Source organism: Amycolatopsis sp. NPDC051128 (assembly GCF_040682715.1).
In the GTDB taxonomy this organism is placed as follows: Bacteria; Actinomycetota; Actinomycetes; order Mycobacteriales; family Pseudonocardiaceae; genus Amycolatopsis.
In genome coordinates, this window is the sequence record NZ_JBFBBN010000002.1 from 43,472 (window position 1) to 66,683 (window position 23,212).

26 protein-coding genes and 1 pseudogene are annotated in these 23,212 nt (G+C 72.4%); 11 read left to right on the forward strand and 16 right to left on the reverse strand.

Going from position 1 to position 23,212, the window contains the following annotated elements:
* Window positions 1-481 precede the first annotated feature (481 nt).
* The 3 genes from AB0M82_RS02255 (at window position 482) to AB0M82_RS02265 (ending at window position 2,445) form a co-directional block, all read left to right on the forward strand.
* A complete protein-coding gene (locus AB0M82_RS02255) occupies window positions 482-916 on the forward strand; it encodes a single-stranded DNA-binding protein (protein ID WP_364716797.1) in 435 nt (144 codons plus the stop codon).
* 74 nt (window positions 917-990) lie between these two features.
* On the forward strand, window positions 991-1,281 hold the full coding sequence (locus AB0M82_RS02260; RefSeq protein ID WP_364716798.1) for a hypothetical protein: 291 nt from the start codon (window positions 991-993) through the stop codon (window positions 1,279-1,281).
* Between the two features lie 174 nt (window positions 1,282-1,455).
* Window positions 1,456-2,445: a pirin family protein gene (locus tag AB0M82_RS02265; RefSeq protein ID WP_364716800.1), complete on the forward strand. Its 990-nt coding sequence runs from the start codon at window positions 1,456-1,458 to the stop codon at window positions 2,443-2,445.
* 6 nt (window positions 2,446-2,451) lie between these two features.
* On the opposite strand, the gene AB0M82_RS02270 is transcribed toward AB0M82_RS02265, so the two are convergent.
* Entirely contained in the window at window positions 2,452-3,297 is an 846-nt protein-coding gene (locus tag AB0M82_RS02270; protein WP_364716801.1) for an alpha/beta hydrolase, read from the reverse strand.
* A 42-nt stretch (window positions 3,298-3,339) separates the two neighbouring features.
* The gene (locus AB0M82_RS02275) at window positions 3,340-4,014 is read right to left on the reverse strand and encodes a GntR family transcriptional regulator (protein ID WP_364716804.1); all 675 of its coding nucleotides are present in this window, start codon (window positions 4,012-4,014) and stop codon (window positions 3,340-3,342) included.
* A gap of 2 nt (window positions 4,015-4,016) precedes the next feature.
* On the opposite strand from AB0M82_RS02275, the gene AB0M82_RS02280 reads away from it, so the two are divergent.
* Complete coding sequence (locus AB0M82_RS02280) at window positions 4,017-5,687, forward strand: thiamine pyrophosphate-dependent enzyme (RefSeq protein ID WP_364716806.1); 1,671 nt, start codon at window positions 4,017-4,019, stop codon at window positions 5,685-5,687.
* Here the strand turns inward: AB0M82_RS02280 and AB0M82_RS02285 are convergent.
* Entirely contained in the window at window positions 5,684-7,069 is a 1,386-nt protein-coding gene (locus AB0M82_RS02285; protein ID WP_364716807.1) for a pyridoxal-dependent decarboxylase, read from the reverse strand. The genes AB0M82_RS02280 and AB0M82_RS02285 overlap by 4 nt on opposite strands.
* 220 nt (window positions 7,070-7,289) lie before the next feature.
* Complete coding sequence (locus AB0M82_RS02290; protein ID WP_364716809.1) at window positions 7,290-8,201, reverse strand: phosphatase PAP2 family protein; 912 nt, start codon at window positions 8,199-8,201, stop codon at window positions 7,290-7,292.
* Between the two features lie 110 nt (window positions 8,202-8,311).
* Here AB0M82_RS02290 and AB0M82_RS02295 point away from each other — a divergent pair, with 110 nt between their 5' ends.
* The 3 genes from AB0M82_RS02295 to AB0M82_RS02305 all read left to right on the forward strand — a co-directional run bounded on the left by AB0M82_RS02295 (window position 8,312) and on the right by AB0M82_RS02305 (window position 10,886).
* Window positions 8,312-9,001: a response regulator transcription factor gene (locus AB0M82_RS02295; protein ID WP_364716811.1), complete on the forward strand. Its 690-nt coding sequence runs from the start codon at window positions 8,312-8,314 to the stop codon at window positions 8,999-9,001.
* Between the two features lie 62 nt (window positions 9,002-9,063).
* A complete protein-coding gene (locus tag AB0M82_RS02300) occupies window positions 9,064-10,404 on the forward strand; it encodes a HAMP domain-containing sensor histidine kinase (protein ID WP_364717517.1) in 1,341 nt (446 codons plus the stop codon).
* Window positions 10,401-10,886 (forward strand): hypothetical protein, encoded by a 486-nt coding sequence (locus AB0M82_RS02305; RefSeq protein ID WP_364716812.1) that lies wholly within the window; start codon window positions 10,401-10,403, stop codon window positions 10,884-10,886. The genes AB0M82_RS02300 and AB0M82_RS02305 overlap by 4 nt, the downstream gene beginning before the upstream one ends.
* Window positions 10,887-10,906: 20 nt before the next feature.
* Here AB0M82_RS02305 and AB0M82_RS02310 read toward each other — a convergent pair whose 3' ends face one another.
* Complete coding sequence (locus AB0M82_RS02310; RefSeq protein WP_364716815.1) at window positions 10,907-11,497, reverse strand: NAD(P)H-dependent oxidoreductase; 591 nt, start codon at window positions 11,495-11,497, stop codon at window positions 10,907-10,909.
* A gap of 98 nt (window positions 11,498-11,595) precedes the next feature.
* Between AB0M82_RS02310 and soxR the strand changes: the two genes are divergently transcribed.
* Window positions 11,596-12,078: a redox-sensitive transcriptional activator SoxR gene (soxR, locus tag AB0M82_RS02315; RefSeq protein WP_364716817.1), complete on the forward strand. Its 483-nt coding sequence runs from the start codon at window positions 11,596-11,598 to the stop codon at window positions 12,076-12,078.
* Between the two features lie 100 nt (window positions 12,079-12,178).
* Here soxR and AB0M82_RS02320 read toward each other — a convergent pair whose 3' ends face one another.
* The 3 genes from AB0M82_RS02320 to AB0M82_RS02330 form a co-directional block, all read right to left on the reverse strand.
* Window positions 12,179-12,691: a DUF664 domain-containing protein gene (locus AB0M82_RS02320; protein WP_364716819.1), complete on the reverse strand. Its 513-nt coding sequence runs from the start codon at window positions 12,689-12,691 to the stop codon at window positions 12,179-12,181.
* 71 nt (window positions 12,692-12,762) lie between these two features.
* Window positions 12,763-13,332: a hypothetical protein gene (locus tag AB0M82_RS02325; protein ID WP_364716820.1), complete on the reverse strand. Its 570-nt coding sequence runs from the start codon at window positions 13,330-13,332 to the stop codon at window positions 12,763-12,765.
* A gap of 2 nt (window positions 13,333-13,334) precedes the next feature.
* Window positions 13,335-14,006, reverse strand: coding sequence for a hypothetical protein (locus tag AB0M82_RS02330; RefSeq protein ID WP_364716822.1), 672 nt, complete (start codon window positions 14,004-14,006; stop codon window positions 13,335-13,337).
* Window positions 14,007-14,268: 262 nt separating this feature from the next.
* Between AB0M82_RS02330 and AB0M82_RS02335 the strand changes: the two genes are divergently transcribed.
* Window positions 14,269-15,012, forward strand: a complete 744-nt coding sequence (locus tag AB0M82_RS02335; RefSeq protein WP_364716824.1) for an SDR family oxidoreductase — start codon at window positions 14,269-14,271, stop codon at window positions 15,010-15,012.
* 9 nt (window positions 15,013-15,021) lie between these two features.
* On the opposite strand, the gene AB0M82_RS02340 is transcribed toward AB0M82_RS02335, so the two are convergent.
* Window positions 15,022-15,450, reverse strand: a complete 429-nt coding sequence (locus tag AB0M82_RS02340; protein WP_364716826.1) for a DUF6314 family protein — start codon at window positions 15,448-15,450, stop codon at window positions 15,022-15,024.
* A 67-nt stretch (window positions 15,451-15,517) separates the two neighbouring features.
* Here AB0M82_RS02340 and recQ point away from each other — a divergent pair, with 67 nt between their 5' ends.
* A complete protein-coding gene (gene recQ / locus AB0M82_RS02345; RefSeq protein ID WP_364716828.1) occupies window positions 15,518-17,362 on the forward strand; it encodes a DNA helicase RecQ in 1,845 nt (614 codons plus the stop codon).
* 1 nt (window position 17,363) lies between these two features.
* Here recQ and AB0M82_RS02350 read toward each other — a convergent pair whose 3' ends face one another.
* The 3 genes from AB0M82_RS02350 to AB0M82_RS02360 form a co-directional block, all read right to left on the reverse strand.
* Window positions 17,364-17,585, reverse strand: coding sequence for an antitoxin (locus tag AB0M82_RS02350; protein ID WP_364716829.1), 222 nt, complete (start codon window positions 17,583-17,585; stop codon window positions 17,364-17,366).
* Window positions 17,586-17,881: 296 nt separating this feature from the next.
* Window positions 17,882-18,262 carry a metalloregulator ArsR/SmtB family transcription factor gene (locus AB0M82_RS02355; protein WP_364716831.1) on the reverse strand — a complete coding sequence of 127 codons (381 nt, stop codon included), beginning with the start codon at window positions 18,260-18,262 and terminating at the stop codon, window positions 17,882-17,884.
* The gene (locus AB0M82_RS02360) at window positions 18,259-18,714 is read right to left on the reverse strand and encodes an SRPBCC family protein (protein WP_364716833.1); all 456 of its coding nucleotides are present in this window, start codon (window positions 18,712-18,714) and stop codon (window positions 18,259-18,261) included. Before AB0M82_RS02360 ends, AB0M82_RS02355 begins: the two co-directional genes overlap by 4 nt.
* 132 nt (window positions 18,715-18,846) lie before the next feature.
* Between AB0M82_RS02360 and add the strand changes: the two genes are divergently transcribed.
* The gene (add, locus tag AB0M82_RS02365) at window positions 18,847-19,824 is read left to right on the forward strand and encodes an adenosine deaminase (protein ID WP_364716834.1); all 978 of its coding nucleotides are present in this window, start codon (window positions 18,847-18,849) and stop codon (window positions 19,822-19,824) included.
* Here add and AB0M82_RS02370 read toward each other — a convergent pair.
* From AB0M82_RS02370 to AB0M82_RS02385, 4 genes and pseudogenes are all read right to left on the reverse strand, one after another.
* On the reverse strand, window positions 19,802-21,169 hold the full coding sequence (locus AB0M82_RS02370) for a VWA domain-containing protein (protein ID WP_364716835.1): 1,368 nt from the start codon (window positions 21,167-21,169) through the stop codon (window positions 19,802-19,804). The two genes, add and AB0M82_RS02370, sit on opposite strands and share 23 nt — an antisense overlap.
* On the reverse strand, window positions 21,166-22,047 hold the full coding sequence (locus AB0M82_RS02375; RefSeq protein ID WP_364716837.1) for a MoxR family ATPase: 882 nt from the start codon (window positions 22,045-22,047) through the stop codon (window positions 21,166-21,168). The genes AB0M82_RS02370 and AB0M82_RS02375 overlap by 4 nt, the downstream gene beginning before the upstream one ends.
* 108 nt (window positions 22,048-22,155) lie before the next feature.
* Window positions 22,156-22,323, reverse strand: a pseudogene (locus tag AB0M82_RS02380) (PucR family transcriptional regulator); the annotation flags it as partial.
* Window positions 22,324-22,394: 71 nt separating this feature from the next.
* Window positions 22,395-23,135, reverse strand: a complete 741-nt coding sequence (locus AB0M82_RS02385; protein ID WP_364716839.1) for a DUF427 domain-containing protein — start codon at window positions 23,133-23,135, stop codon at window positions 22,395-22,397.
* Between the last annotated feature and the right edge of the window lie 77 nt (window positions 23,136-23,212).

Here is a 23,212-nt window from a genome sequence, read left to right on the forward strand (position 1 = left end):
CCCCGGCCGTCCGGCGCGCGATCCGGGCCGACGCCGCGGCGAGCAGCACGACGTCGACCGCGGCGCCGTCCGGCCATTCGCGACCTCCCGCGCAAGATCACCCATCCGAGTGAGATCCGCGGCGATGTGGACGGCGGCGGCGACCGCCTTCACCTCTTCCTCGCCCGGCCAGGCGGGTCCGGCAACGCTCGCGCCGGGCCTCGCACGCGACGCCCCGCGCAAGCGTCATCTCGCACCTGTCCGCCCAGCGTGCGGTCACTTTCGAGCACTGAGCGCGTCGCCTCTTCGAACGAGGGCGCACAGGTCAGCCGGCCGGTGGGCGAGCGTGACCAGCTCCTTCCGAAACGCCGTCGGCATGGCGGCAGGAAGCCGCCCCGGCCGGGCATCGGCAGCTCGTCCCCGGCCCGGAATTGTCGGTCCCCCGTGCTCTCCTCGACGGCGAGAGCGGTGCATCCCGCACCCGCCAGGAGGAGGAAGACCGATGGCAGGCGAAACGATGGTCACCGTGGTCGGCAACCTGACGACCGACCCCGAACTGCGGTTCACGCCGGCCGGCGCCGCGGTCGCGAACTTCACGGTCGCGTCCACGCCCCGGGTGTTCGACCGGGAGTCCGGCGCCTGGCGCGACGGCGAACCGATGTTCCTGCGCTGCAGCGTGTGGCGGCAGTACGCGGAGAACGTCGGGGAGACGCTCGTGCGCGGTGCGCGCGTGGTCGTCCACGGCCGGCTGAGACAGCGGTCGTACGACACGAAGGAGGGTGAGAAGCGCACCGTGACGGAGCTGGAGGTCGACGAGATCGGCCCGTCCTTGCGGTACGCCACGGCGAGGGTGACCAAGGTCAGCCGCACCACCGGCGGTGAGGGCAGCAGTTCGTGGACACCGGAACCGGTGGGCGCCGGAGCGCCGCCGTTCTGAGGTGTCGAAATCCCGTCAGCCGGTTCGACGTATCGGTAGGACGACGCCGAACCACGAGCGGGAGGGACCGAGAGATGAACGGGAACGAGAAGACCGGATCGCCGGCCGCGTGTGCCGTGGTGAACCACCGGACGCTGGCGATGCTGCGAGCCGTCGGCGCCGACCGCGCGCGCGTGTCCTGCAGCAGCGAACCCGACCTCTTCATCGACGGCCTGTCGTGCGGCGACCAGTTCGCGGCCCACGCGCTGGCCCACGAGGGGCTGGTCCGCGCGGCCCGCCCCGGGCGGCTGGGCGAACTGGTCCCGGCGGTGCTGACCACGGCGGGCCGAGCGGCCCTGACCACGGACCACCAGCGGGCAGCCTGACCCGGCGACCGCGCGATGTTTGACAACTCCAGAAAGCAACCGGCTGACCACCGCACCACCTCGGCTTGGTCGTGACCGGCGCACAAGTCCCTTGTCTGACCACCACCAGGCAACGAAAGGCGGCCCCACCCGGCCGCCCACGAGCCGGTCCGGACCGCGACTACCGTGGCGGACATGAGCAACACCGAGGCCGCGCCCGCCGAGCTCGCCTGCGGCGACCGGCCGGCGGCCGCCGATCCCGACCGCCCGGCCGTCGAGATCCTCGCCCCGCGCGAGGTGCCACTGGGCGGCCCGCGGGCGATGCGGGTCCGGCGGACGCTCCCCCAGCGGTCCCGGTCGCTGATCGGCGCGTGGTGCTTCGCGGACCACTACGGCCCGGCCGAGGTCACCGGCCCGGGCGCGATGGACGTCGCGCCGCACCCGCACACCGGCCTGCAGACGGTGAGCTGGCTGTTCGCCGGCGAGATCGAGCACCGCGACAGCCTGGGCACGCACGCGATGGTCCGGCCGGGCGAGCTGAACCTGATGACCGGTGGGCACGGCATCTGCCACTCGGAAGTCTCGACGGCGGCCACGAAGACGTTGCACGGCGTGCAGCTCTGGGTGGCGCTGCCCGAGCGGCACCGGCACACGGCGCGGGCCTTTGACCACTATGTGCCGTCGGTGAACCGGATCGAGGGCGCCGAGATCCGGGTGTTCCTCGGGTCGCTGGCCGGGCGCACCTCCCCGATCCCGACGTTCACCCCGCTGCTGGGCGCGGAGCTCGTGCTGGGCCCGGACGCCCACATGTCCCTGGGCGTCGACCCCCGTTTCGAGCACGGAGTCCTGGTGGACACCGGCGACGTCGTCGTCGCGGGCACCAGGGTCCGCGCGGCGGAGCTCGGCTACGTCGGCACCGGCGTGCGCTCCCTGACGCTGAGCAACCGGGGCACGGCACCGGCCCGTTTCCTGCTGCTCGGTGGCACCCCGTTCGACGAAGAGATCCTGATGTGGTGGAACTTCGTCGGCCGCACGCACGAGGAGATCGCGGCCTTCCGCGAAGCCTGGCAGGCGGAGTCCGACCAGTTCGGCAGCGTCACGGGCTACGAGGGCATCCCCCAGCGGCTCCCCGCGCCTGAGCTGCCGGCGGTCCGCATCAAACCGCGCCGCAACCCGGCGCGCTGAGCGGCGTCAGGCCAGAAACCCGTCCACCGCGGCAACGAACGCGGCCGCGTCGTCCACCCAGGGGTAGTGCGCGACACCGGGCAGCACGACGACCCGGCCGTCCGGGAACAGCGCGGCGAAGTCGGCGGCGACCGCCGGGCTGACGATCCAGTCCAGGTCACCGGCCAGCACCAGCACCGGAGCGGCGACGGCGCCGAGCGCGGCGCGGGTGACCTCCGGCTCGAAGGCGCCGGCGGAGTTGTAGATCCGCGCGGCCGCGCCGTTCCGCTGGCCGGCCTCGGCGGCCTGGTGCCGCCGGGCCGCGGCGTCCCAGCGGCCGTAGTACAGCGGCGCCAAGGCGGCCCAGTCGGCGCCGGTCGCCGTCTTGGCGGCGATCGCCTCGTAGGCCGCGGCCGCCGTGGCGAACCACGGGGCGCCGGCGCGCCGCGCCACGATCCGCCGCCGTTCGGCGACGGTCAGCTCGAAGCCGACGGCCCGCGGGCTCGGCGTGATCAGCGCGAGCCGGCGCAGGCGGTCCGGGTACCGGGCCGCGTACCGGACGGCCAGGCTCGCTCCGGCCGAGTGCCCGAGCAGGTCGAACCGCTCGAGGCCGAGGTGCTTGCGCAGCGCCTCGACGTCCTCGACCTGGCGGTCGCACCGGTAGGTGCCCCGGTCACCCGGCTCCTCGGACTCGCCGGTGCCCCGCAGGTCCAGCACGGCGGTCCGGCGGCGCGCGGTCAGCCCGCCGAGGTCACCGAGGTAAGCCCCGGCCCGCATCGGGCCACCGGGCAGGCACACCACTGGCGGCGCGGAGCCGGAGCCGGAAACGCGATAGGCGAGCCCGGTTCCGTCCGGCGCGGGGAAGATCGGCATGCCCGACCCTGACATCGCCTCCCCCGCAGGACAAGCACCCGGTCACCGTTGCCGGGCGAGATACGCCTCCAGCGTCGCCAGCCGATGCTCCCGGGCGGACCGCTCGACCTCGCCCGGATCACCGCCGGCCTCGATCAGCGCGAGCAACCGCTCGTGCTCCTCGACCGACGCCGGCGCCCGCCCAGGCACGGACGAGAACGTGCTGTCGCGGACCGCGGCGAGCCGGGTCCAGCAGCGCCGCACCAGTTCGGCCAGGTTCGGGTTCGGGCAGGCGCTGAACAGCACCTCGTGGAACTCGGCGTTCAGCGCGGTGAAGGCGAGCGGGTCGAACTCGGCGAGGCTGCGGCGCATCCGCTCGTTGAGCGTGCGGGCCCGGGCCAGTGCCTCCGGCGTGAGCAGCGGCGCGGCGAGGCCGGTGGCCGCGCCCTCGACGATCGCCACGGTCTGCATCGCGTGCCGGTACTCGGTGGGGTCGATGGCCACCACGCGGGCGCCGACGTTCCGCTCGAACTGGATCAGCTCTTCGGCCTCGAGCCGGCGCAGCGCCTCCCGGACCGGCACCGCGCTGACGTCGAGTTCACGCCCGATCTGGTCGAGCACCAGCCGGTACCCCGGGCCGTAGCGGCCGTCCAGGATCCTGGCCTTGATCGTCTCGTAGGCCAGCTGGGACTTCGTGACCGGTCTTCCCGACGACACGCTGATCATGTAGGAAACCATATATGGTCCTGCCGACGGACGACGCTCAGGAGGCCGTGCCGATGCCGATTCCCTCGCCCGCCCCGACCGCGGCCGACCTCCTCGTCGACGGGCTGCGGGCCCACGGCGTCGACACCGTCTTCGGCCTGCCCGGCGTGCAGACCTACGACCTGTTCGACAGCCTCGCCCGCGCGGACGGCGCGATCCGGGTGATCGGCGCCCGGCACGAGCAGACCGTGGCCTACATGGCGTTCGGGTACGCCCAGGCGACCGGCCGCACCGGCGTCTACACCGTGGTGCCGGGCCCTGGCCTCCTCAATTCCTCGGCCGCGCTGCTGTCGGCGTACGGGGCGAGCGCACCGGTGCTGTGCCTCACGAGCGAGATCCCGCGCGCGTACCTCGGCCGCGGGCTCGGGCACCTGCACGAGATGCCCGACCAGCTCGCGACCCTGCGCACGATGACCAAGTGGTCGGCGCTGGCCGAGCACCCCGCCGAGGTCCCGGACGCGCTGGCGACCGCGTTCCGGGAAGCGGCGGGTGGCCGGCCGCGGCCGGTCGCGCTGGCGGTGCCGTGGGACGTGCTGGGGCTGCGCGGGCCGGCCGAAGCGGTGGGCCCGCTGCCACTGCCCCGGCCCGTCGTCGACCCGGAGGCCGTCGCGGCGGCCGCGGAACTCCTGGCCGGCGCCAAGAATCCGATGATCATGGTGGGCGGCGGCGCCCGGCACGCGGCCGCCGAGGTCCGGGCGCTGGCCGAGCGCCTGCAGGCGCCGGTGGTGCCGTTCCGCGGCGGGCGCGGCGTCGTGGGCGACGACCACCCGCTCGGCTTCACCTGCGTCTCCGGCTTCGAACGGTGGGCCGAGACCGACGTCGTGGTCGGCATCGGGTCGCGGATGGAGCTGTCCTGGTTCCGCTGGCCGGACAAACCCGCGGGTCTGAAGACGATCCTGCTCGACATCGACCCGCGGCAGGCGACCCGGCTCGAAGCGGACGTCGCGATCGTCGCCGACTCGGCCGACGCCGCGGCCGCGCTGGCCGGCGCCGTTGGTCCGCGACGGACGGACCGGACCGCGGAGTTCGCCGCGCTGAAGGCCGCCGTGGCCGAGCGGTTCGCCGACGTCGGGCCGGAACTGGAGTACCTGCGGGCGATCCGGGACGTGCTGCCCCGCGACGGGTTCTTCGTCGAGGAGATCTGCCAGGTCGGCTTCGCGTCCTACTTCGGGTTCGAGGTCTACGCCCCGCGCACCTTCGTCACCTGCGGCCACCAGGGCACGCTCGGCTTCGGCTACCCGACGGCGCTCGGCGTGCAGGCGGCCTTCCCCGGCCGTCCGGTGGTTTCGGTGGCCGGCGACGGCGGCTTCATGTTCGCCGCGCAGGAGCTCGCCACGGCCGTCCAATATGGACTGAACGTCGTGGCGGTGGTGTTCGACAACGGCTACTACGGCAACGTCCACCTCGACCAGGAGCGGCTGTTCGAGGGCCGGGCACTGGGCGGGCGGCTGCGCAACCCGGACTTCGCGCGGCTGGCCGAGACGTTCGGCGCGCTCGGCCTGACCGCGCGCACCCCGGACGACCTGCGCGGCGCGCTGGACAAGGCGTTCGCCTCGGGCCGCCCGGCGCTGGTGCACGTGCCGTGCGAACTGGGTGCCGGCGCGTCGCCGTGGAAGTACCTGATGCCGAAGTCGGACCGCAGCTAGCCGCCGGTCACGCGCTCCAGCGTGGCGAAGACGCGCTCGACGTCGGCGGCGGTCGTCCGCCAGTTGCTGAAGGCGGCCCGGAGGGCGGGACGGCCGGCATAACTGGTCGGGGTCAGGAACGTGGTCCCGTCCTCGGCGATGGCGCGGACGAGAGCGTCGATCCGGTCCTGGCCGGCGTCCCCGGCCGGGGTGAAGCAGACGACGTTGAGCCGCACCGGCGCGAGCAGCCGCCAGCGCGGCGAGCCCTCGATCCGCGCACCCAGGTCCCGGGCGAGCGCGACGCAGCGCTCGACGATCTCGCGATGTCCTTCGCGGCCGTAGGCCACCAGGGAGAACCAGGCCGGGAGGGCGCGCAGCCGCCGGGAGTTCTCCGGCGTGAGGTGCAGGAAGTCCGGGGTCTCGCCGATTTCGCCGAGGTAGGCCGCGTTGTTGCTGAACACCCGCACCTGCAGGTCGCGCCGACGGGTGAACTGGACGGCCGAGTCGTAGGGCACGTTGAGCCACTTGTGCAGGTCGACGACCACCGAGTCGGCCTCGTCGAGGCCCGCGACCAGGGCCGCGTGCTCCGGGGCCAGCGCTGCGAAGCCGCCGAACGCGGCGTCGACGTGCAGCCAGAAGTCGTGGCGCTGCTTGAGCTCGGCGATCGCACGCAGGTCGTCGAAGTCGACGGTGTTCACGGTGCCCGCGTTCGCGACGACGACGGCCGGACCGTCGAGCGTTTCGAGCACCTCGGCGAGCTTCGCGACGTCGACGGCTTCCCGGCCGGGGAGCACCTGCACCTTCCGCAGCGCCGAACGGCCCATCCCGAGGAACGACAACGCCTTGAGGACGCTCGAGTGCGGCGAGCCGGACAGCACGGTGACCGGGCCGAGCGCGGCGACGCCCTCTTCGGAGACCGTCACGCCGGCCCGTTCCCCGAGCCATTCCCGCGCGATGGCCAGGCCGGTCACCGTCGACATCGTGGCCCCGGTGACGAACGCGCCGGAGAACTCCGCGCCCAGCCCGAACAGTTCGGCGAGCCAGCCGACGGTCTCGCGTTCGAGGTCCTGCGCCGAGGAATCCATTCCGCTGGCGGGGTTCTGGTCGTAGGCCGCGGTGAGCCAGTCACCGGCCAGCGACGCCGGTGTCGCGCCACCGGTCACGAACCCGAGGTAGCGGGGTCCCGCGCTCCCGGCGAAGCCGGGTTCCCAGCGTCGCGAGAACTCCTCCAGCGCGCCCCTGCCCCCGGCGCCTTCGACGGGCAGGGCCGCCCGGGTGACGGCGCCGGGCGGCACGGCGGCCGCCCGCTCGGACAGCCCGGCGAGCGCCTCGCCGGCGAGTTTCCTTGCGGCGTCAAGGAGATCGGGCAGGGAGTTCAGGTCTTCGGCAAGCCTCGGGTGCATCTCCCGAACGTTAGGCGGCCCACCCGGACGATGTCGCGGGCCAATCTCGCGAAACTGGTCCCGCCGCCGAACCTGCGTCGGCCTGTCGCCCCGCCAATCACACGCGATGCCCCTCCAGACACGCGCGATGCCCCTCCAATCACACGAGCCGACCCGCTGGGCACGCGAGTTCGCCGCGTCGGGACGCGAACCGCGCGGCGGCGCCCGAGCCCCGGCCCGGTCAGCGGCGCCGGAGCCGGCGCACACGCCCTTCGGCCGGATCGAAGGTGACCCGGCGCAGCGGCCCGGTGAGCAGCACCACGACCGCCATCGCCGACAGCGCGGCGAGCACCATCGCGGCGACGAACTGGGCGGCACCGGACGTCGCCGTGCCGAGCACCGCGAACCCGGCGAGCACCAGGGCGGGCGGGGCCAGCAGGCCGCACAGCACCGGCACCGGCGGCACCCGGTCACCGTCGGGGCGGCGGGCGGACACCACCGCCGCCCCGGCGCAGGTGACCGCGGCGACCAGGAGGCAGCCGCCGACGGTGTCGCTCAACCGGTGCCAGCCCAGCGCCACGGCCGCGGCCGAGACCCAGGCGACGCCGGTTCCGCCGGCCACGAGGGCCGGCAGGCGGAACCGGCGGGGCAGGACGATCGCGAGCGCCACCAGCACGGCCATCGCCGCGCTGACGTGCCCGCTCGGGAAGCTGTTGTGGGCGGCGACGCCGAACCGGTCGCCGGTGCTGGGCCGCTCCAGGACGTAGAGCTTGAGCAACTGCGCCACCACCAGCGGGGCCGCGAGGAGGACCAAGGCCATCACGCCGAGCGCGAACCGGCGCCGCAGCAGGGAAATCACCACGAGCAGGACCGCGACACCGCCCAGCGCGACCACGAGGTCCAGGTTCCGCAGCGGTGCCGCCCACGCCACCGTGGTGCCCGCGGACTGGGCGCTGCGGACGACGCCGTTCTCGACACCGCGCCCCGCCTCGGTGCGGACGAAGAGCAGGTAGGCCGCGACGAAGGCGAGGGTGAACCCGGCCGCGCTCGCGGCGAGCACCGCGGTGCGGGACACGGCCCGGGTCACGAGCGGGTGGCGGACGGTGCCGGCCGGCGGGGTGACGGTTGACGCCTCGAAGAAGATCACTGCCATGACTCCGAGTCTGGAACCGGCGTTTCGAGATCCCGTCAGGGTGATGTCATGGTTTTGCTACAAGATCCGCGCGGGTCGCCATGAAGTGCGCTTTTCCGAATAATGGCGCCGTGGCCGAGGTACTGGTGGTGGAAGACGACGCGGCGGTGCGGGAAGGGCTGCAGCTCGCCCTGCGTCGCCAGGGACACGTGGTGCACACCGCGGCATCGGGCGAGCTCGGTATCGAGGTGCTCGTGCGCCACCGGCCCGACATCGTCGTGCTGGACCTGATGCTGCCCGGCATGGACGGCTTCGAGACGTGCCGCCGGATGCGGACGGCGGGCCCGATCCCGATCATCATGCTCACCGCGCGCAGCGACGACTTCGACGTCGTGGCCGGGCTCGAAGCCGGCGCCGACGACTACGTGGCGAAACCGGTCGAGCCGCGGGTCCTGGACGCGCGGATCCGGGCCGTGCTGCGCCGGGCGGTCAGCGAGCGGCCGAGCGAACCGGCGCGGCCCGAGGAACGGCACGGCGACCTGGTGATCGACCGGGCCGGGCTCGAGGTGACCAAGCGCGGCGCCCCGGTGTCGCTGACCCCGACCGAGCTGAAGCTGCTGCTGGAGCTCTCGCGCACGCCCGGGCAGGTGTACAGCCGCCAGCAGATCCTCTCCGCCGTCTGGGACCACGATTACCTCGGCGACTCCCGGCTCGTCGACGCGTGCGTGCAGCGGCTGCGCGCGAAGATCGAAGACGTGCCGGCGAAGCCGGAGCACGTGCAGACCGTCCGGGGGTTCGGCTACCGGTTCGGCCGGTCGTGAAGCCGATCCGGTCGTGGCTCGCCGGGCTGAGGTTCCGGCTGGTCGCCGCCTTCGCGGCGATCATGATCCTCGGCGCCACCACCGCCGCGGGCGTGAGCTACGGCTCGGCACGCACCGCCATCCTGGAAGGCATCCAGGACCAGACCATGCTGAAGCTGCGCGACCAGGTCGCCGCGTACCTGCCGACCGTTTCGCTGCCACCGTCCCAGGCCACGCTCGACGCGTTCGCCACGGCGCTCAAGTCCAGCAACGCGGTCGTCGCCTACCACGGCATGCGCTCGGGGCCGGGCATCGATCTCGACAGCGTGCCCGCCGAGCTGCGCCAGGCCGTGGCCACCAGCACGAACATCCAGTTCCAGCGGGTCGACGCCCAGGGGATACCGCTGTTCTTCGTCGGCGTGCCGGTGCAGATCGGGACAGATCTCCAGCTGAGCGGCATCGAGGTCTACACGATGGTGCCGCTGAGCCAGCAGCAGGCCGCGATCGACGCACTGGCCCGCCAGGCCTGGCTGTACTCCGCGCTCGCCCTCCCGTTCGCGGTGGCGGTGGCCCTCCTGGCGGCGCGGCAGGTGCTGCGGCCGGTGCGCGCGCTGAACACCGCGGCGAACCAGCTCGGCCGGGGACGGCTGGACGTGCGGCTGCGCGCGAAGGGGTCCGACGAACTCGCGCAGCTGGTCACGACGTTCAACAACACCGCGGCGGAGCTGGAGCGCACGGTGGGCACGCTGCGCGCGATGGAGGCCGACGCACGGCGGTTCGTCGCCGACGTCTCGCACGAGCTTCGGACGCCGCTGGCGGCGATGAACGCGGTCACCGACGTCCTCGACGAGGACGCCGACCAGCTGCCGCCGGACACGGCGGTCGCGGCACGGCTGGTGTCGGCCGAGACGCGGCGGCTGACCCGGCTGGTACAGGACCTGATCGAGATCTCCCGGTTCGACGCCGGGCGGGCCGAGCTGCGCCGGGAGGAGCTGGACGTCGCCGCGGCGGTCACCGAGACCCTCGCCGCCCGGGGCTGGGAACCCGGCGCCGAGCTGGTCGCCGAGCTGCCGTCCGGGATCGCGGCCCGGCTCGACCGGCGGCGGCTCGACATCGTCGTGGCGAACCTCGTCGGCAACGCGCTGCGGCACGGCGCGCCGCCGGTCGAGGTGGCGCTGCGGGAAGAGCGCGGCGACGTCGTGCTCACCGTCACCGACCACGGGCCGGGCATCCCCGAAGAGGTGCTGCCGCGGGTCTTCGACCGCTTCGCCAAGGCCGACACGGCTCGGGCGCGGTCCGAGGGCAGCGGGCTCGGGCTGTCCATCGCGCGCGAGAACGCGCGGCTGCACGGTGGTGACATCGTCGCGGCCAACACGGGCGCCGGCGCCCGGTTCGAGCTGCGCGTGCCCCGGGAGGCGTGGTGAAGAAGCTCCTCGTCCTGGCCCTGCTGCTGCTGGTGAGCGCGTGCGGGATCAAGCCGACGCCGGTGATCCCCGCCGGACCGGCGCCGACGTTGCGGAGCCCGGCCGGCAGCGAGCTCGGCGCCGACGTGATCCTCTACTTCCTCCTCGGCGATCAGGCGGCCCCGGTGGCACGGCCCACTGAGAGCGCGGTAAGCGTCGAGACAGCACTGTCGATGTTGCTGGCGGGACCGACACCCGCGGAGGAGGCCAGGGGGTACCGGACGGCGCTCCTGCACCGGACCGGCGCGATCACCCTGTCCCCCGGCCCGCCGGCGACGATCGTCGTCTCGTTCCCGCTGAAGCCGATCGCCGGCGCCGGGATCAACCAGCTGGTCTGCACCGCGTTCGCGGCGCTCGCGGCCCAGGGCAGATACGCCATCGACGGCACCATCGCCCTCGCCGGGACGGACGTCCAGCTGCCGTACCAGACGTGCCAGGCGTGAGCGTCGCCGGCGCACCGGGCTCACCCGGGATAGGGCCGGACCGCCTTCGCCTCCGCCAGCGACCTGGCCCACCAGCTCAGCTGGTCCAGCATGGCCTTCGCCGCCACTGCCGCGCCGTCGTCCTTCGGCAGGCCGTCGGGACCGAACCGCGTGTGGGCGCCGTGGAAGCTGACCGTCTCGCGGATGGTGACCGCGTGGAGCTCGGCGAAGACGGCCCGCAGGTGCTCGACCGCGCGCAGGCCACCCGACATCCCGCCGTAGGAGACGAAGGCGACCGGTTTGGCCTCCCACTCGGCGCGGTGCCAGTCGATGGCGTTCTTGAGCGAAGCCGGATAGCTGTGGTTGTACTCCGGGGTGACCACGACGAACGCGCCGGCGGCCGCGAGCCGCGGGGCCACCTTGCCGACCTCGGCGACGACGGCCGCCGACGGCGTGGCGCCGAACGCGGGCAGCGCCAGCGGCAGGTCGGGCTCGGCGAGGTCGACGATGTCGACCTCGAACCCGCCCTGCTCACCCGCGACGCCGGCCAGCCAGTCCGCCACCACCGGGCCGAACCGTCCTTCCCGGACACTTCCGACGATGACCGCGACCCTCACGGGAGCTTCGGACACACTTCCTCCTTGACCTAGCGGCGTTGTCGCCGTCCGGGTCAGAATGGGACTTCAAGTTCGCTTGAAGTCAAGCGTGCGCCTGTGGTTGGCTGGCGCGCATGGTGAACGCGACGGCCCGGCCGCTGCCCGACCTGACGGTCGGCGAACTCTCCCTGCGCAGCGGCGTGCCCGCGTCGGCGCTCCGGTTCTACGAGGACGAAGGCCTCATCCGCAGCCGCCGCACCGCCGGCAACCAGCGCCGCTACTGCCGCGACGCGCTGCGGCGGGTGACCTTCATCCGGATGTCCCAGCGGGTCGGCATGCCGCTGTCGAAGATCCGCGAAGTGCTCGCCCTCCTGCCCGACGACCGGACCCCCACCCGCGCCGACTGGGCGCGGATCTCGCGGTGCTGGCAGGACGACCTGAACGCGCGGATCCGTCAGATGGAACAGCTTCGCGACCAGCTGAGCGACTGCATCGGCTGCGGCTGCATGTCGCTGGCCAAGTGCCGGCTCGCCAACCCGGGCGACCGGCTCGGCGCCGGCGGCCCGGGCCCGCAGCGCCTCGCCGACCACCGCGGCGAGGGCTACGAGGACCGCTGAGCTCCTCTGCCGATCGGTACCGATCCGACCACAGTCACGGCCGAATGGCTTCGCGGCAACGGTTGCGTGCCGCGCGGGGGCCGGCTTGCTTTCGGCCGGATCAGTGCCCGCGCTCCAGCACGCCGCGGACGAACATCGCCTGCCCGGCGTGCTGGATGTCGTCGTCGAGGACGCTGACGAGCCGGACCCCGAGCGACACCGGCGGGTCCCACCCCTCGTCGACGATCCGGTCGAGCGCTGCGTCATCGAGCCCGGTGACGAACCGGATGGTCTGCTCGTGCACGGCGTCGTAGTAGCCGGTGAGCAGGTCCGGCTTGTCGATCCGGACCGCTTCGACGTCGGCCGGGCGGTGACCGTAGCCGGTGTCGCCCGCCGGCAACGGGAGGCCGAACCGCGACAGCCAGTCCTGGCCGGTCCACACCTGCTCGGTCCCGGCCACGTCGGCGACGTGGTCGTCCTGGACCCGGGTGAGGTGCCACACCAGCCAGGCGATCGAGTTGGCGCGCGGGTCCAGCCGGGTCGCGAGCTGCTCGGCGGTGAGTCCTTCCACCGCCGCGTGCACTGTGCCCTTGACCCGGCTGAACCCGTCGACGAGCAGATCGGCCACGTTCATCGGCTGCCTCCCGTTGCTGATGCCGTCCCCCGGCGTCCTACCCGATCATGCCCGCCGGCAAACGGTTCCCGCTAGCGGGGCAGCAGCTGGTCGAAGAACGAGCGGTACCGGCGCAGCGCGATCCGCAGCTCCTCGGTGGCCGGCTCGCCTTGCTGCCACTGGGCTTCCAGCTCGCTCTTGTGCTCGGCGAACGTGGTGGCCAATGCGCTGATCACGGCCGCGACCAGCTCGTCGGCCTGGCGGACCGCCTGCTTCGGGTCGTCGACGAAGCCGGTCTGGACGTTCTGCCAGCGGTCCCGGAAGCCGGTGACCTTCTCCTCGTCGATCAGCTCGGGCGTTTCGACGTCCCCGCCCGCCTCGGCGGGCGACTCCACGTCCCCGCCCGATTCGGCGGGAGTGGTGGTGGTGCTGTCGTCGGCGTCCTGCCGTCCGGCCGACGCCAGGTCGGCGGTGCTCAGGTTCTGGTCGGCATCGCGGTCGTCGCCGGTACCCGGTTCGCGGAAGCCGGCCCGGTCCTGGCCGGGGACTTCGGCGCTGTCGCCGCCGTCGCGGAAGTCGCCGCTGTCCGGCTCACGGACGTCCTCGCGGCCGGCGAAGTCGTCGTCGTGCTCGGTGCTGTGCCTCGTCAGGTGATCGGTCATGGTCAGCGTCCTCCGTTCGATTCGGTCCGCGGCTGCGCGGTCGCTTGACGTTCGGTGTCGGCGCGGTCGTGTCCGTTGTGGTCGTGACCGTTCCGGCGCTCGTGGTGGTCCTGTTCGTGGTGGCCACGGTCGTGGCGCTCTTCGTCGGCGCCGTCGGTCAGCAGGTCCTCGAACACGGTGCGGTAGTGCACCATCGCGTCACGGAGGTCCTCAGTGGACGCTCCGCTGCGCTCGTGCTGCGTCGCGTGCGCGGCGCGGTAGTGCTCCAGAGTCTTCGCGTGCCGCACGGAAAGGTCGGAGAGCTGCTGCTCGTACCCTTCGGTCGGGTAGCCGCGTTCGGCCATCAGGGCGACCAGGACGTGGTCGGCTTCGGTGACCGCGGCGGAGGGCTGGTCGACGAACTTTTCCTGCACCCGCGCCCATTGCTGGGCGTACCGCTCGCGCGCCGACGCCGAGAGCGGACGGATGTCGAGCTCCTTGTGCCGGCGTTCCCGCTCGGCGAGTTCGCGTTGCGCGGCACGGGGACTGTCCTTCTCCGCGACCGTGCGGTCGTACTCCGGCCCGAACCGCTTCTGTAGCCGTTTTCGTTGCATTTCCTGCGTCACCAGCCAGATCACGGCGCCGAGCACCGCGACGGCCACGACGACGATCAGGACGATCAGCCATGTGGGCATCGCACAAACTCCTTCAAGGATGTCGAGCCCCCCGATGCGTCCGGTGTTCCCGGATTTCACGCTCCGAAACCGTCGACGGGTGCCCTGACCTCCCGATTCGGCCGACCGGCCGCGTCCATGCGTCCGGATGCTCGCGCCCCGACGAGGGTGTAACGACGGTAACAACAAACAGCTAGCGTTGCTACCAGCAGAGTGCTATCGTCGATAACAGAACAACGGAAGCGGCGATACGGACGTCGCCCGACCCGGAAGAAGGCCATCGATGAGCACCACCACCCAACCCCGCGTCGCGATCGTCACCGGCGGCTCCCGCGGCATCGGCCGCCAGGTCGCCGAGCGCCTGGCCGCCGACGGCATGGCGGTCGTCGTCAACTACGCCGGCAACGAGAAGGAGGCCACGGCCGCCGTCGAGACCATCACCGAACGTGGGGGCCGCGCGATCGCCGTCCGCGCCGACGTGGCCGACCCGGCCGCGGTCGCGGAGCTGTTCGACACCGCGGAACGCACCTACGGCGGCGTGGACGTGGTCGCCCACCTGGCCGGCGTGATGAACCCGCCGACGCCGATCGCGGACACCGACTTCGAGGCACTGGACCGCGTGCACCGCACCAACATCCGCGGCACGTTCGCGGTGGCCCAGCAGGCCGCGCGCCGGGTGCGCGAGGGCGGCGCCGTGATCACCACCTCGACGTCGGTGCTCGGGCTGAACCTGCCGGGCTACGGCGTCTACAACGCGACCAAGGGCGCGGTCGAGGCGATCACCATGATCCTGGCGCGCGAGCTGCGCGGCCGCGACATCACCGTGAACACCGTCGCGCCCGGCCCGACCGCGACGGCGCTGTTCCTCGACGGCAAGGACGAGGAGACCGTCACCCGGATGGCGAAGCAGCCGCCGCTCGAGCGGCTCGGCCGGCCCGAGGACATCGCGGAGGTCGTCGCGTTCCTCGCCGGTCCGGCCCGCTGGGTGAACGGCCAGGTGCTGCGCGCCAACGGCGGCATCGTCTGAACCGGTCCGTCACCGGCTGAACCGCGTGACGATCACGTGGTGCTTCGCCGGCCCGCGGACCGCCCACTCCTGCCGCCAGCGCGCGGCGCCGGTGACGCGGTACTCCCCGCGGTAGTGGTCGGCGCGGCAGGGGTGGTCCGCCGTCCAGCGGCCTTCGCGCAGGTCGAGGTCGTGGAAGAAGCCGCCGTGGTCGAAGTGCACGGACGCCCGGCCGGGACCCGCCGGGCGGTAGTGCAGGGTTCGCGTGACCGGCCCGGTGTGGCCGCCGAGCCGCAGCTCCCCCTCCTCGCGGTAGACGAGGACTCCGCCGGTCTCGGTGAAGGTGGCGGTTCCGGTGACCTCGCCCGCCGGGGCGCCGTCGGCGGTGAGGATTTCCCGGTCCAGCCGCCAGGCGCCGCCGAAATACGCGGCGAGGTCCGGAACCGGCAGGTACTCCACCCACCCAGTCTGCCATCCGCGGCGGGGCGGGCCGGAACTGTCGGGCCCCCACTCTATAGTCGGGCGGGTGGCAGAGACCGATCTCGCAACGGCGTCCGTGTCCGAAGCGCTGGAGACCCTCCGGCGCGTGTTCGGTTACGACACCTTCCGCGGTGACCAGGCGGCGATCGTCGAGCACGTGATCGCCGGCGGCGACGCGCTCGTGCTGATGCCCACCGGTGGCGGGAAGTCGTTGTGCTACCAGATTCCCGCGCTGGTGCGGCCAGGCGTCGGCGTGGTCGTCTCGCCGCTGATCGCGCTGATGCAGGACCAGGTCGACGCGCTGCGCAACGCCGGCGTCCGCGCCGGTTTCCTCAACTCCACCCAGGACTACGCGGCCCGGCAGGAGGTGGAGTCGGCGTTCCTGGCCGGCGAGCTCGACCTGCTCTACCTGGCGCCCGAACGGCTTTCGGTCGAATCCACCGTGCGGCTGCTCGACCGCGGCAAGATTTCGCTGTTCGCGATCGACGAGGCGCACTGCGTCGCCCAGTGGGGCCACGACTTCCGGCCCGACTACCTCCAGCTCTCCGCGCTGCACGAGCGCTGGCCGGACGTGCCGCGGATCGCGCTGACCGCCACCGCGACCGAAGCCACGCACAAGGAGATCGCGGCCCGGCTGAACCTCGACGAGGCGCGCCACTTCGTCGCGAGCTTCGACCGGCCGAACATCCAGTACCGGATCGTCGGCAAGAACTCGCCGCAGCGGCAGCTCCTCGAACTGCTGCGCACCGAGCATCAGGGCGACGCGGGGATCGTCTACTGCCTGTCCCGGAACTCGGTCGAGAAGACCGCGGAGTTCCTGGTGGAGAACGGGATTCCGGCGGTGCCGTACCACGCGGGGCTCGACGCGCGCACCCGCGCGAGGCACCAGTCGCGGTTCCTGCGCGAGGACGGCCTGATCGTGGTCGCGACGATCGCGTTCGGGATGGGCATCGACAAGCCGGACGTCCGGTTCGTCGCGCACCTCGACCTGCCGAAGTCGGTCGAGGGGTACTACCAGGAGACCGGCCGGGCCGGCCGCGACGGCCTGCCCTCGACCGCCTGGCTCGCCTATGGGCTGCAGGACGTCGTGCAGCAGCGCAAGATGATCGACACGTCCGAAGGCGACGAAGCGCACCGGCGGCGGCTGGGCGCGCACCTGAACGCGATGCTGGCGCTGTGCGAGACGGTCGAATGCCGCCGGGTGCAGATCCTCAACTACTTCGGGCAGCAGGCCGAGGCCTGCGGCAACTGCGACACGTGCCTGAACCCGCCGGAGCGGTGGGACGGCACGATCCCGGCGCAGAAGCTGCTGTCGACGATCGTGCGGCTGCGCAACGAACGGCGGCAGAAGTTCGGCGCCGGGCAGGTCATCGACATCCTGCTCGGCAAGTCCACGCCCAAGGTCACGCAGTTCCAGCACGACACGCTCAAGACGTTCGGCATCGGCACCGAACTGCGCGAGCCGGAATGGCGGGCGGTGGTGCGGCAACTGCTCGCCCAGGGCCTGCTCGCGGTCGAAGGCGACTACGGCTCGCTCGTGCTCACCGAGCGCAGCGCCGAGGTGCTGGGCGGTGACCGCCAGGTGATGCTGCGCCGCGAGCCCGAACGGGCGGCCGCCGCCGCGAAGGTCCGCGGCGCCAGGAAGACCGCCCCCGCTGTGGACATGCCCGCGGAGGCGGCCCCGCTGTTCGAACGGCTGCGTGCCTGGCGGGCCGGCGTCGCGAAGGAGCAGGGCGTCCCCGCCTACGTCATCTTCCACGACGCGACCCTGCGCCAGATCGCCACGCAACGGCCGTCGTCACTGTCCGATCTGGGCACGGTCAGCGGGGTCGGCGAGAACAAGCTCGCCAAGTACGGCGAGGGAGTCCTCGAAGTCCTGACGGCCGGGTGACCTAGCGAGCGGCCGGCCCCGGTCGCCCGTCCGGCCCGGTCACGGAGTTGACCTTGCGGACCGCGCCGGCGATCTTCTCGTGGTACTTGCCCTTGGTCTTGTCGTCGACGAACTTCGCGGCCTTGCCGACGGCCTGGTTCACCTTTTCGGGGTTCTTCTTGGCGTAGGCGCGGGCCGCGCCCGCGGCCCCGGCCAGCACGGTGAGCTTGCGCATGAAAGCCACGGTGGTTCTCCCTCATCGATAGCGGTCATCCTGACAACGCGGACGAACCACCCGGAGGTTCCCCGTGTGACGAGCCCCAAAACCTCACCGCCCGGCGCGCCGAACCGGATCGCACGTGATCAGAGCCGGGACTCGCGTGATCAGAGCCGGGACTCGCGTGATCAGAGCCGGGACTCGCGTGTTTGGGGTCGGGACTCGCGTGGCTGGGCCGGTCTCGCGAGTTCCGGCTTGAATCACGTCAGTGACGGGTCTGATCACGCGAGATCCGGGCCCGGTCACGCCAGTTCCGGCGCCGGTCACGCCGGATCGCGCTCAGGTCGCTCGGCCCGCTCCGCCAGGCGTTTGATCGTCGACAGGCGGGCTGCCCACTGGGCGGCGATGCCGTCCATCCAGCGGGCCGTCGCCTCGAGACCGGCCGGGCGGACCCGGTAGCGGCGCTCGCGGCCGTCGCGGCGGGCGGTCACCAGACCGGCCTGGTCGAGCACCGCGAGGTGCTTGACCACGGCCTGCCGGGTGACCGGGAGTTCGTCGGCGAGCACGGTCGCCGACGCGTCGCCGCGCCGGGAGAGGCGATCGAGGATCAGCCGTCGCGTCGGGTCGGCCAGCGCGGCGAAGACCGCCTCGGCGGCGGCGGGCTCGGCAGCGGCGGGCTCGGCAGCGGCGGGCTCGGTCGTCATACCGCCAGTTTCTCGGACCGCTCCTTCAGCGCCCGCACGACACCCGCCCAGCCCCCGGTGTGGCTTTCGTAGGTGTCGTCGGCCGACGGCACCGGGGCCGGTTCCCGCGTGGTGAAGCCGCTTTCCACGACCGTCAGCCGGGTGCCGGCCGCCTCGGCGGCGAGGGTGAACTCGACCAGCGTCGAGTTGGTCTCGGTCGCGACCTCGCCCGGGAACCCGCTGGCCCACCGGTAGGCGAGCCGTCGCGGCGGCTCGACGTCGACGATCTTGGTCAGGAACGTGCCGTGCTCGCCGTGGTCGAGGCGCATGATCCCGCCCGGCCGCAGGTCGATCTGCGCCGGCTCGCCCTGGCCGAACCAGTCGCCGACGTGCTCGGGCTCGGTCAGGATCGCCCACACCCGCTCTCGCGGCGCGTCGATCACGATCTCCTGCTCGATCCGGTCCTCACTCATGCCTGCTCCTCACGTCGATTGCGGTATGCAACCCCAGGGTTGCACGACACCGGTCGAGGCGCAACCCGTCAGTTGCACTTCACGCCGAAATCCGCGTGCGGACACCCTCCGCGGCCGCTTAGGCTCGCGATCATGCGCGACCTGGCCACCTTGCCGAAGGCCCACCTGCACGTCCACCTGGAGAGCACCATCCGGCCGGGCACGCTCCGCGAACTGGGCGAAGCCAACGGCGTCGACGTCCCGGACGAGCCCCCGGTGTTCGACGGCTTCCGCGCCTTCGCCGACTACAACGCGCTCATCCGGTCCTGCCTCCAGCGCCCCGGCGACTTCGAGCGGATCGCCCGCGAGTACTGCGAAGACGAAGCCGCGCAGGGCACGCGCTACGCCGAAGTGACCTTCACCGCCGCCTCGCACGGCGAACGGCTCGGCGACCTCGAGATGCCACTGGAATCCGTCCTCAAAGGACTGTCCGAAGCGGACCACGGGCTCGAGTGGCGGCTGCTGCTCGACCACTCCCGCCGACGCTCGGTCGAACGCGCCGAGCGCACCCTGGACCTCGCCCTGAAGTACGACGAAGTCTTCGCGATCGGCATGGCGGGTGAAGAAAACCACTCGCTCCGGCCGTTCGCGACGGTCTTCGAGAAGGCCCGCGCCGGCGGGATCCACCTGCTCCACCACACCGGCGAAGACGCCGGGCCCGACAGCATCCGCGAAGCGCTGGAGGTGGGCCGCACCGAACGGCTCGGCCACGGCATCCGCGTCCTCGACGACCCCGGGCTGGTGCGGGAGGTCCGCGACCGGGGCCTGGCCCTGGAGGTCTGCCCGTCCTCGAACGTGACGCTGGGCCTGGTGCCCTCGCTGCCCGAGCACCCGCTCCCCCGGCTCCGGGAAGCCGGGCTGACCGTCACGCTCAACACCGACGTCCCGTCGGTCACCGGCGCGGCCCTCGCCGAGGAATACGCCCGCGTGCGGCGAGCTTTCGGTTACGACGACGCCGCGATGGCCGACTTCGCCCGCGCGAGCGTCACCGCGTCCTTCGCCCCCGAAGCGACCAAGACGAAACTGCTGCGCGACATCGACGCGTGGCTCACACCGGCAGCAGACGGGTGACCAGCGCCGAAAGCTGGTGCACCGTGCGGCACTCGTGCATCTCCACGACGTCGGCGTACTCCAGCGCCGCCGAGTCCCCGGTCGACCACAGCGACCGCCGCTCCGGGTTGAGCCAGTAGACGTGCCGGGCGCGGGCCTTGATCGCGCGGACGGCGTCGAGGTTCGGGTCGCCGCCGTTGGTGCGGGCGTCGCCGAGGATCAGCACCGACGTCCGGGGACCGACCGCGTCGAGCCAGTTCGCCGTGAACTGGCTCAGGGAGCCGCCGTAGTCGCTGTGGCCGTCCCAGCGCACCAGCGCGGCTTCGGACAGCATCCGCGCGCCCAGGTGCTCGGGGTCGGCCACGCCGGTGGTGACCAGGTGGGTGACCTCGTCGGCACTGTCGACGAAGGCGAACACGCGGATCTTGCTGAACTGGTCGCGCAACGCCTGCACCAGCAGCATGGTGAAGTTCGCGAACCCCGCCACCGAGCCGGAAAGATCGCACAGCAGCACGATTTCCGGCCGTCCCGGCCGCCGGTGACGGTAGGCCGGGCGCAGCGGCACCCCGCCGGTCGACAGCGACCGCCGCAAGGTGCGCCGCAGGTCGATCTGCCCGCGCGTGGTGCGTTTGCGGCGGGCGGCCAGCCGCGTCGCCAGCTTGCGGGACAGCGGCTGAATCGTCCGGCGCAGCTCGGCCAGCTGGTTCCGGCTGGCGATGAGGAAGTCGACGCGGTCCGGCGCGGGCGCGATGGCGTGCTTGGCGACACGCTCGCGACCGCGGACCTCGGCCGCCCGGCGACGCGCCTCGGTGCGGACCTGCCCACGGAAGCCTTCGACGCGGCGGCGGATCTCGTCGCGGTCGAGCCGGTCGGTGAACTCGCCGCGCGCGCCGCCACCGCGGACCGCGGCCAGCACGCGCGCGATCAGGGTCTGCGGCTGGAGCCGCTCCAGCGTCTGGTGGGCGGAGAAGCCCCCGCCCGGTCCGGACGCCGAGCCGTACTGGCCCAGCATGTCGACCGCGAGCCCGGCCAGCTGGGACAGGGCCTGTTGGTCGCCGTCGGCGAGGGCCGTGGCGAGCTCCTCGCGCAGCTCGTCCAGCGTCGACGGCTGGTCTTCGCGGGCTCGCTCGGGCGCGCCGATGCCCGCCGGGAAGTAGAGGTCGAACGCGGCGTCGAACACCGCGCGCTGCCCGCCGCGGCGGACCAGCGCCGCGGCCAGGCCTTCGCGGACCAGTTCACGGTCGTCGAGGCCGAGCACCTCCAGCGCGGCGGCGGCGTCGACCGTCTCGCTCGGCCCGGCCGGGATGCCCTGGGCCCGCAGTGCCTTGACGAACGACGCGAGCCGCTCCGGCACACCGCCGGTCACGACGCGTCCAGAACCTGTTCGAGCTGGAGCCCGGCACCCGCCTTGACGATGTCGTCCTGGTGCTTGAGCACGACGCCGAGGCTCTCGCGCACCACGCGCTCGTCCAGCGTCGAGGCGCCGAGCGCGAGCAGGGTGCGCGCCCAGTCGATGGTCTCCGCGACCGACGGCAGCTTGCGCAGGTCCATCGCGCGCAGCGCGGCGATCACCCGGACGACTGAATCGGCGAGGGCGGCGTCGATGCCGGGCACCTTGAGCCGGACGATGTCGCGTTCGAGGTCCTCGTCCGGGAAACCGATATGCAGGAACAGGCACCGGCGGCGCAGCGCCTCGGACAGCTCGCGCGTCGCGTTCGAGGTGAGCACGGCGAACGGCGCGCGCGTGGCGGTGATCGTGCCCAGCTCCGGCACGGTCACCTGGAAGTCGCCGAGCACTTCCAGCAGCAGGCCCTCGACCTCCATGTCGGCCTTGTCGGTCTCGTCGATCAGCAGCACGGTCGGCTCGTCGGAGGAGATCGCGGTGAGCAGCGGGCGGCGCAGCAGGAACTCCTCGCCGAAGATGTCGGTGCGGGCCTGCTCCCACGTCTCGTCGCGGCCGGCGGTGATCCGCAGCAGCTGCTTCGCGTGGTTCCACTCGTACAGCGCGCGGGCCTCGTCGATGCCCTCGTAGCACTGCAGGCGCACCAGCCGCGAGCCGCTGACTTGGGCGACGGCCTTGGCGAGCTCGGTCTTGCCGACGCCGGCAGGGCCCTCGACCAGCAACGGCTTGCCGAGCCGGTCGGCGAGGAACACGGTGGTCGCCACGGCGGTGGACGCCAGGTAGCCCGCCTCGGCCAGTTTGGCCGACACGTCGTCGACGGAGGTGAAGAATCCGGTGCCCACCACTGGCCTCCTAAGCGCTCGCTCACCCGAACTCTACCGGACCGCCGGGCCCAGCCGGGCGGGTCGGCGAAGGCAGCGGGCAAGTGGTCTGTCGCGGCTGGTCGTGCGCGCGACGACGACGAATGTGCCGTCCAGCGAGAGGACGCGGGCGATGTCCCACAGCGTGCCCTCGGTCGCGGCGCCGCCCCCGACCAGCGCGGAACGCCGGTTCTGGTGCGCCACCATCACTTCCGCGGTCGTGTCGCGATAGGACGTCGTGAGGGCTTCGGCGAGGTCCCGGGACGAGCCGTGGACGGTCGGCCTGGTTCAGCCGGCGAGGTATAGGTCGTTATACGTCGCGGGCGGGCTCAGGCGAACTTCGTCTTCGGCCGCTCCTGCAGCACGCCGTCGACGTAGACGTCCACCTTCTCGTCGGTGAACGCCACCAGGCCGGCGACGCGGGTGCTCTCGGGCAGCGGCGTCGGGTAGCTCCAGGCGAGGTCTTCGTGCCCGGCCACCGTGAAGTACTCCGTGGTGCCCTTGTACGGGCAGTGCGTCACGGTGTCCGTCTTCGCCAGCAGGTCCATCCGGACGTCCACGCGGGGCAGGTAGTAGCGGGTCGGCAGGCCGGTCTCGAACAGCAGGTGCGGCCGCACCGAGTCGGCGACGGTGACGCCGTCGACCTCGATCCGGACGTGCCGGGAACTCGGCAGGATGTCGACACGGACGCCGGGGTCCCGCGGATGCGTGAAGATCTGTTCGTCCTCTTCGAACCAGTCGAACGCCGCGAATTCGAACCGGACGTGGTCCCGTAGCTGTTCGATCGGCGAATCCGGGTGTTCCAGCGCGGCGTCCACCGCCTCGGCTCCGCCAACCTTTATCGTCGACAGAACACCATCTCCACGGCTCGGCGAGTGCGTCGTCCGGCCGGAGGGGGTGAGAACGCCGCTCACCACGTCCGCGCGTGGGAAGTAGTACGTCGGGTAGTAGGGAACTTCCCACACCAGGAGAGGGTGCACCGTGTCCGCGACGACCTGCCCGCCGAGGAACACCCGTACCCGCTTCGCGCCTTGTGCCACGCGGACCCGGCCGCGTACCGGAGTGCTCATGCCCCGGTCAACGGGTCCCGGCCGGGCGGTATTCCGGCGGGACCGCGGCCGGGACGGCTAGCGTGGCAGGCAGTAGG

Bases quoted from the DNA above. Each gene is read 5' to 3' on its own strand.
- AB0M82_RS02290 (WP_364716809.1), bottom strand. From the start codon at position 8,201: ATGGCAGTGATCTTCTTCGAGGCGTCAACCGTCACCCCGCCGGCCGGC.
- AB0M82_RS02325 (WP_364716820.1), bottom strand. From the start codon at position 13,332: ATGACCGATCACCTGACGAGGCACAGCACCGAGCACGACGACGACTTC.
- AB0M82_RS02355 (WP_364716831.1), bottom strand. From the start codon at position 18,262: ATGACGACCGAGCCCGCCGCTGCCGAGCCCGCCGCTGCCGAGCCCGCC.
- AB0M82_RS02360 (WP_364716833.1), bottom strand. From the start codon at position 18,714: ATGAGTGAGGACCGGATCGAGCAGGAGATCGTGATCGACGCGCCGCGA.
- AB0M82_RS02300 (WP_364717517.1), top strand. From the start codon at position 9,064: ATGATCCTCGGCGCCACCACCGCCGCGGGCGTGAGCTACGGCTCGGCA.
- AB0M82_RS02260 (WP_364716798.1), top strand. From the start codon at position 991: ATGAACGGGAACGAGAAGACCGGATCGCCGGCCGCGTGTGCCGTGGTG.
- AB0M82_RS02275 (WP_364716804.1), bottom strand. From the start codon at position 4,014: ATGGTTTCCTACATGATCAGCGTGTCGTCGGGAAGACCGGTCACGAAG.
- soxR (WP_364716817.1), top strand. From the start codon at position 11,596: ATGGTGAACGCGACGGCCCGGCCGCTGCCCGACCTGACGGTCGGCGAA.
- AB0M82_RS02335 (WP_364716824.1), top strand. From the start codon at position 14,269: ATGAGCACCACCACCCAACCCCGCGTCGCGATCGTCACCGGCGGCTCC.
- add (WP_364716834.1), top strand. From the start codon at position 18,847: ATGCGCGACCTGGCCACCTTGCCGAAGGCCCACCTGCACGTCCACCTG.
- AB0M82_RS02320 (WP_364716819.1), bottom strand. From the start codon at position 12,691: ATGAACGTGGCCGATCTGCTCGTCGACGGGTTCAGCCGGGTCAAGGGC.
- AB0M82_RS02265 (WP_364716800.1), top strand. From the start codon at position 1,456: ATGAGCAACACCGAGGCCGCGCCCGCCGAGCTCGCCTGCGGCGACCGG.
- AB0M82_RS02285 (WP_364716807.1), bottom strand. From the start codon at position 7,069: ATGCACCCGAGGCTTGCCGAAGACCTGAACTCCCTGCCCGATCTCCTT.
- AB0M82_RS02385 (WP_364716839.1), bottom strand. From the start codon at position 23,135: ATGAGCACTCCGGTACGCGGCCGGGTCCGCGTGGCACAAGGCGCGAAG.
- AB0M82_RS02280 (WP_364716806.1), top strand. From the start codon at position 4,017: ATGGTCCTGCCGACGGACGACGCTCAGGAGGCCGTGCCGATGCCGATT.
- AB0M82_RS02270 (WP_364716801.1), bottom strand. From the start codon at position 3,297: ATGCCGATCTTCCCCGCGCCGGACGGAACCGGGCTCGCCTATCGCGTT.
- AB0M82_RS02330 (WP_364716822.1), bottom strand. From the start codon at position 14,006: ATGCCCACATGGCTGATCGTCCTGATCGTCGTCGTGGCCGTCGCGGTG.
- AB0M82_RS02255 (WP_364716797.1), top strand. From the start codon at position 482: ATGGCAGGCGAAACGATGGTCACCGTGGTCGGCAACCTGACGACCGAC.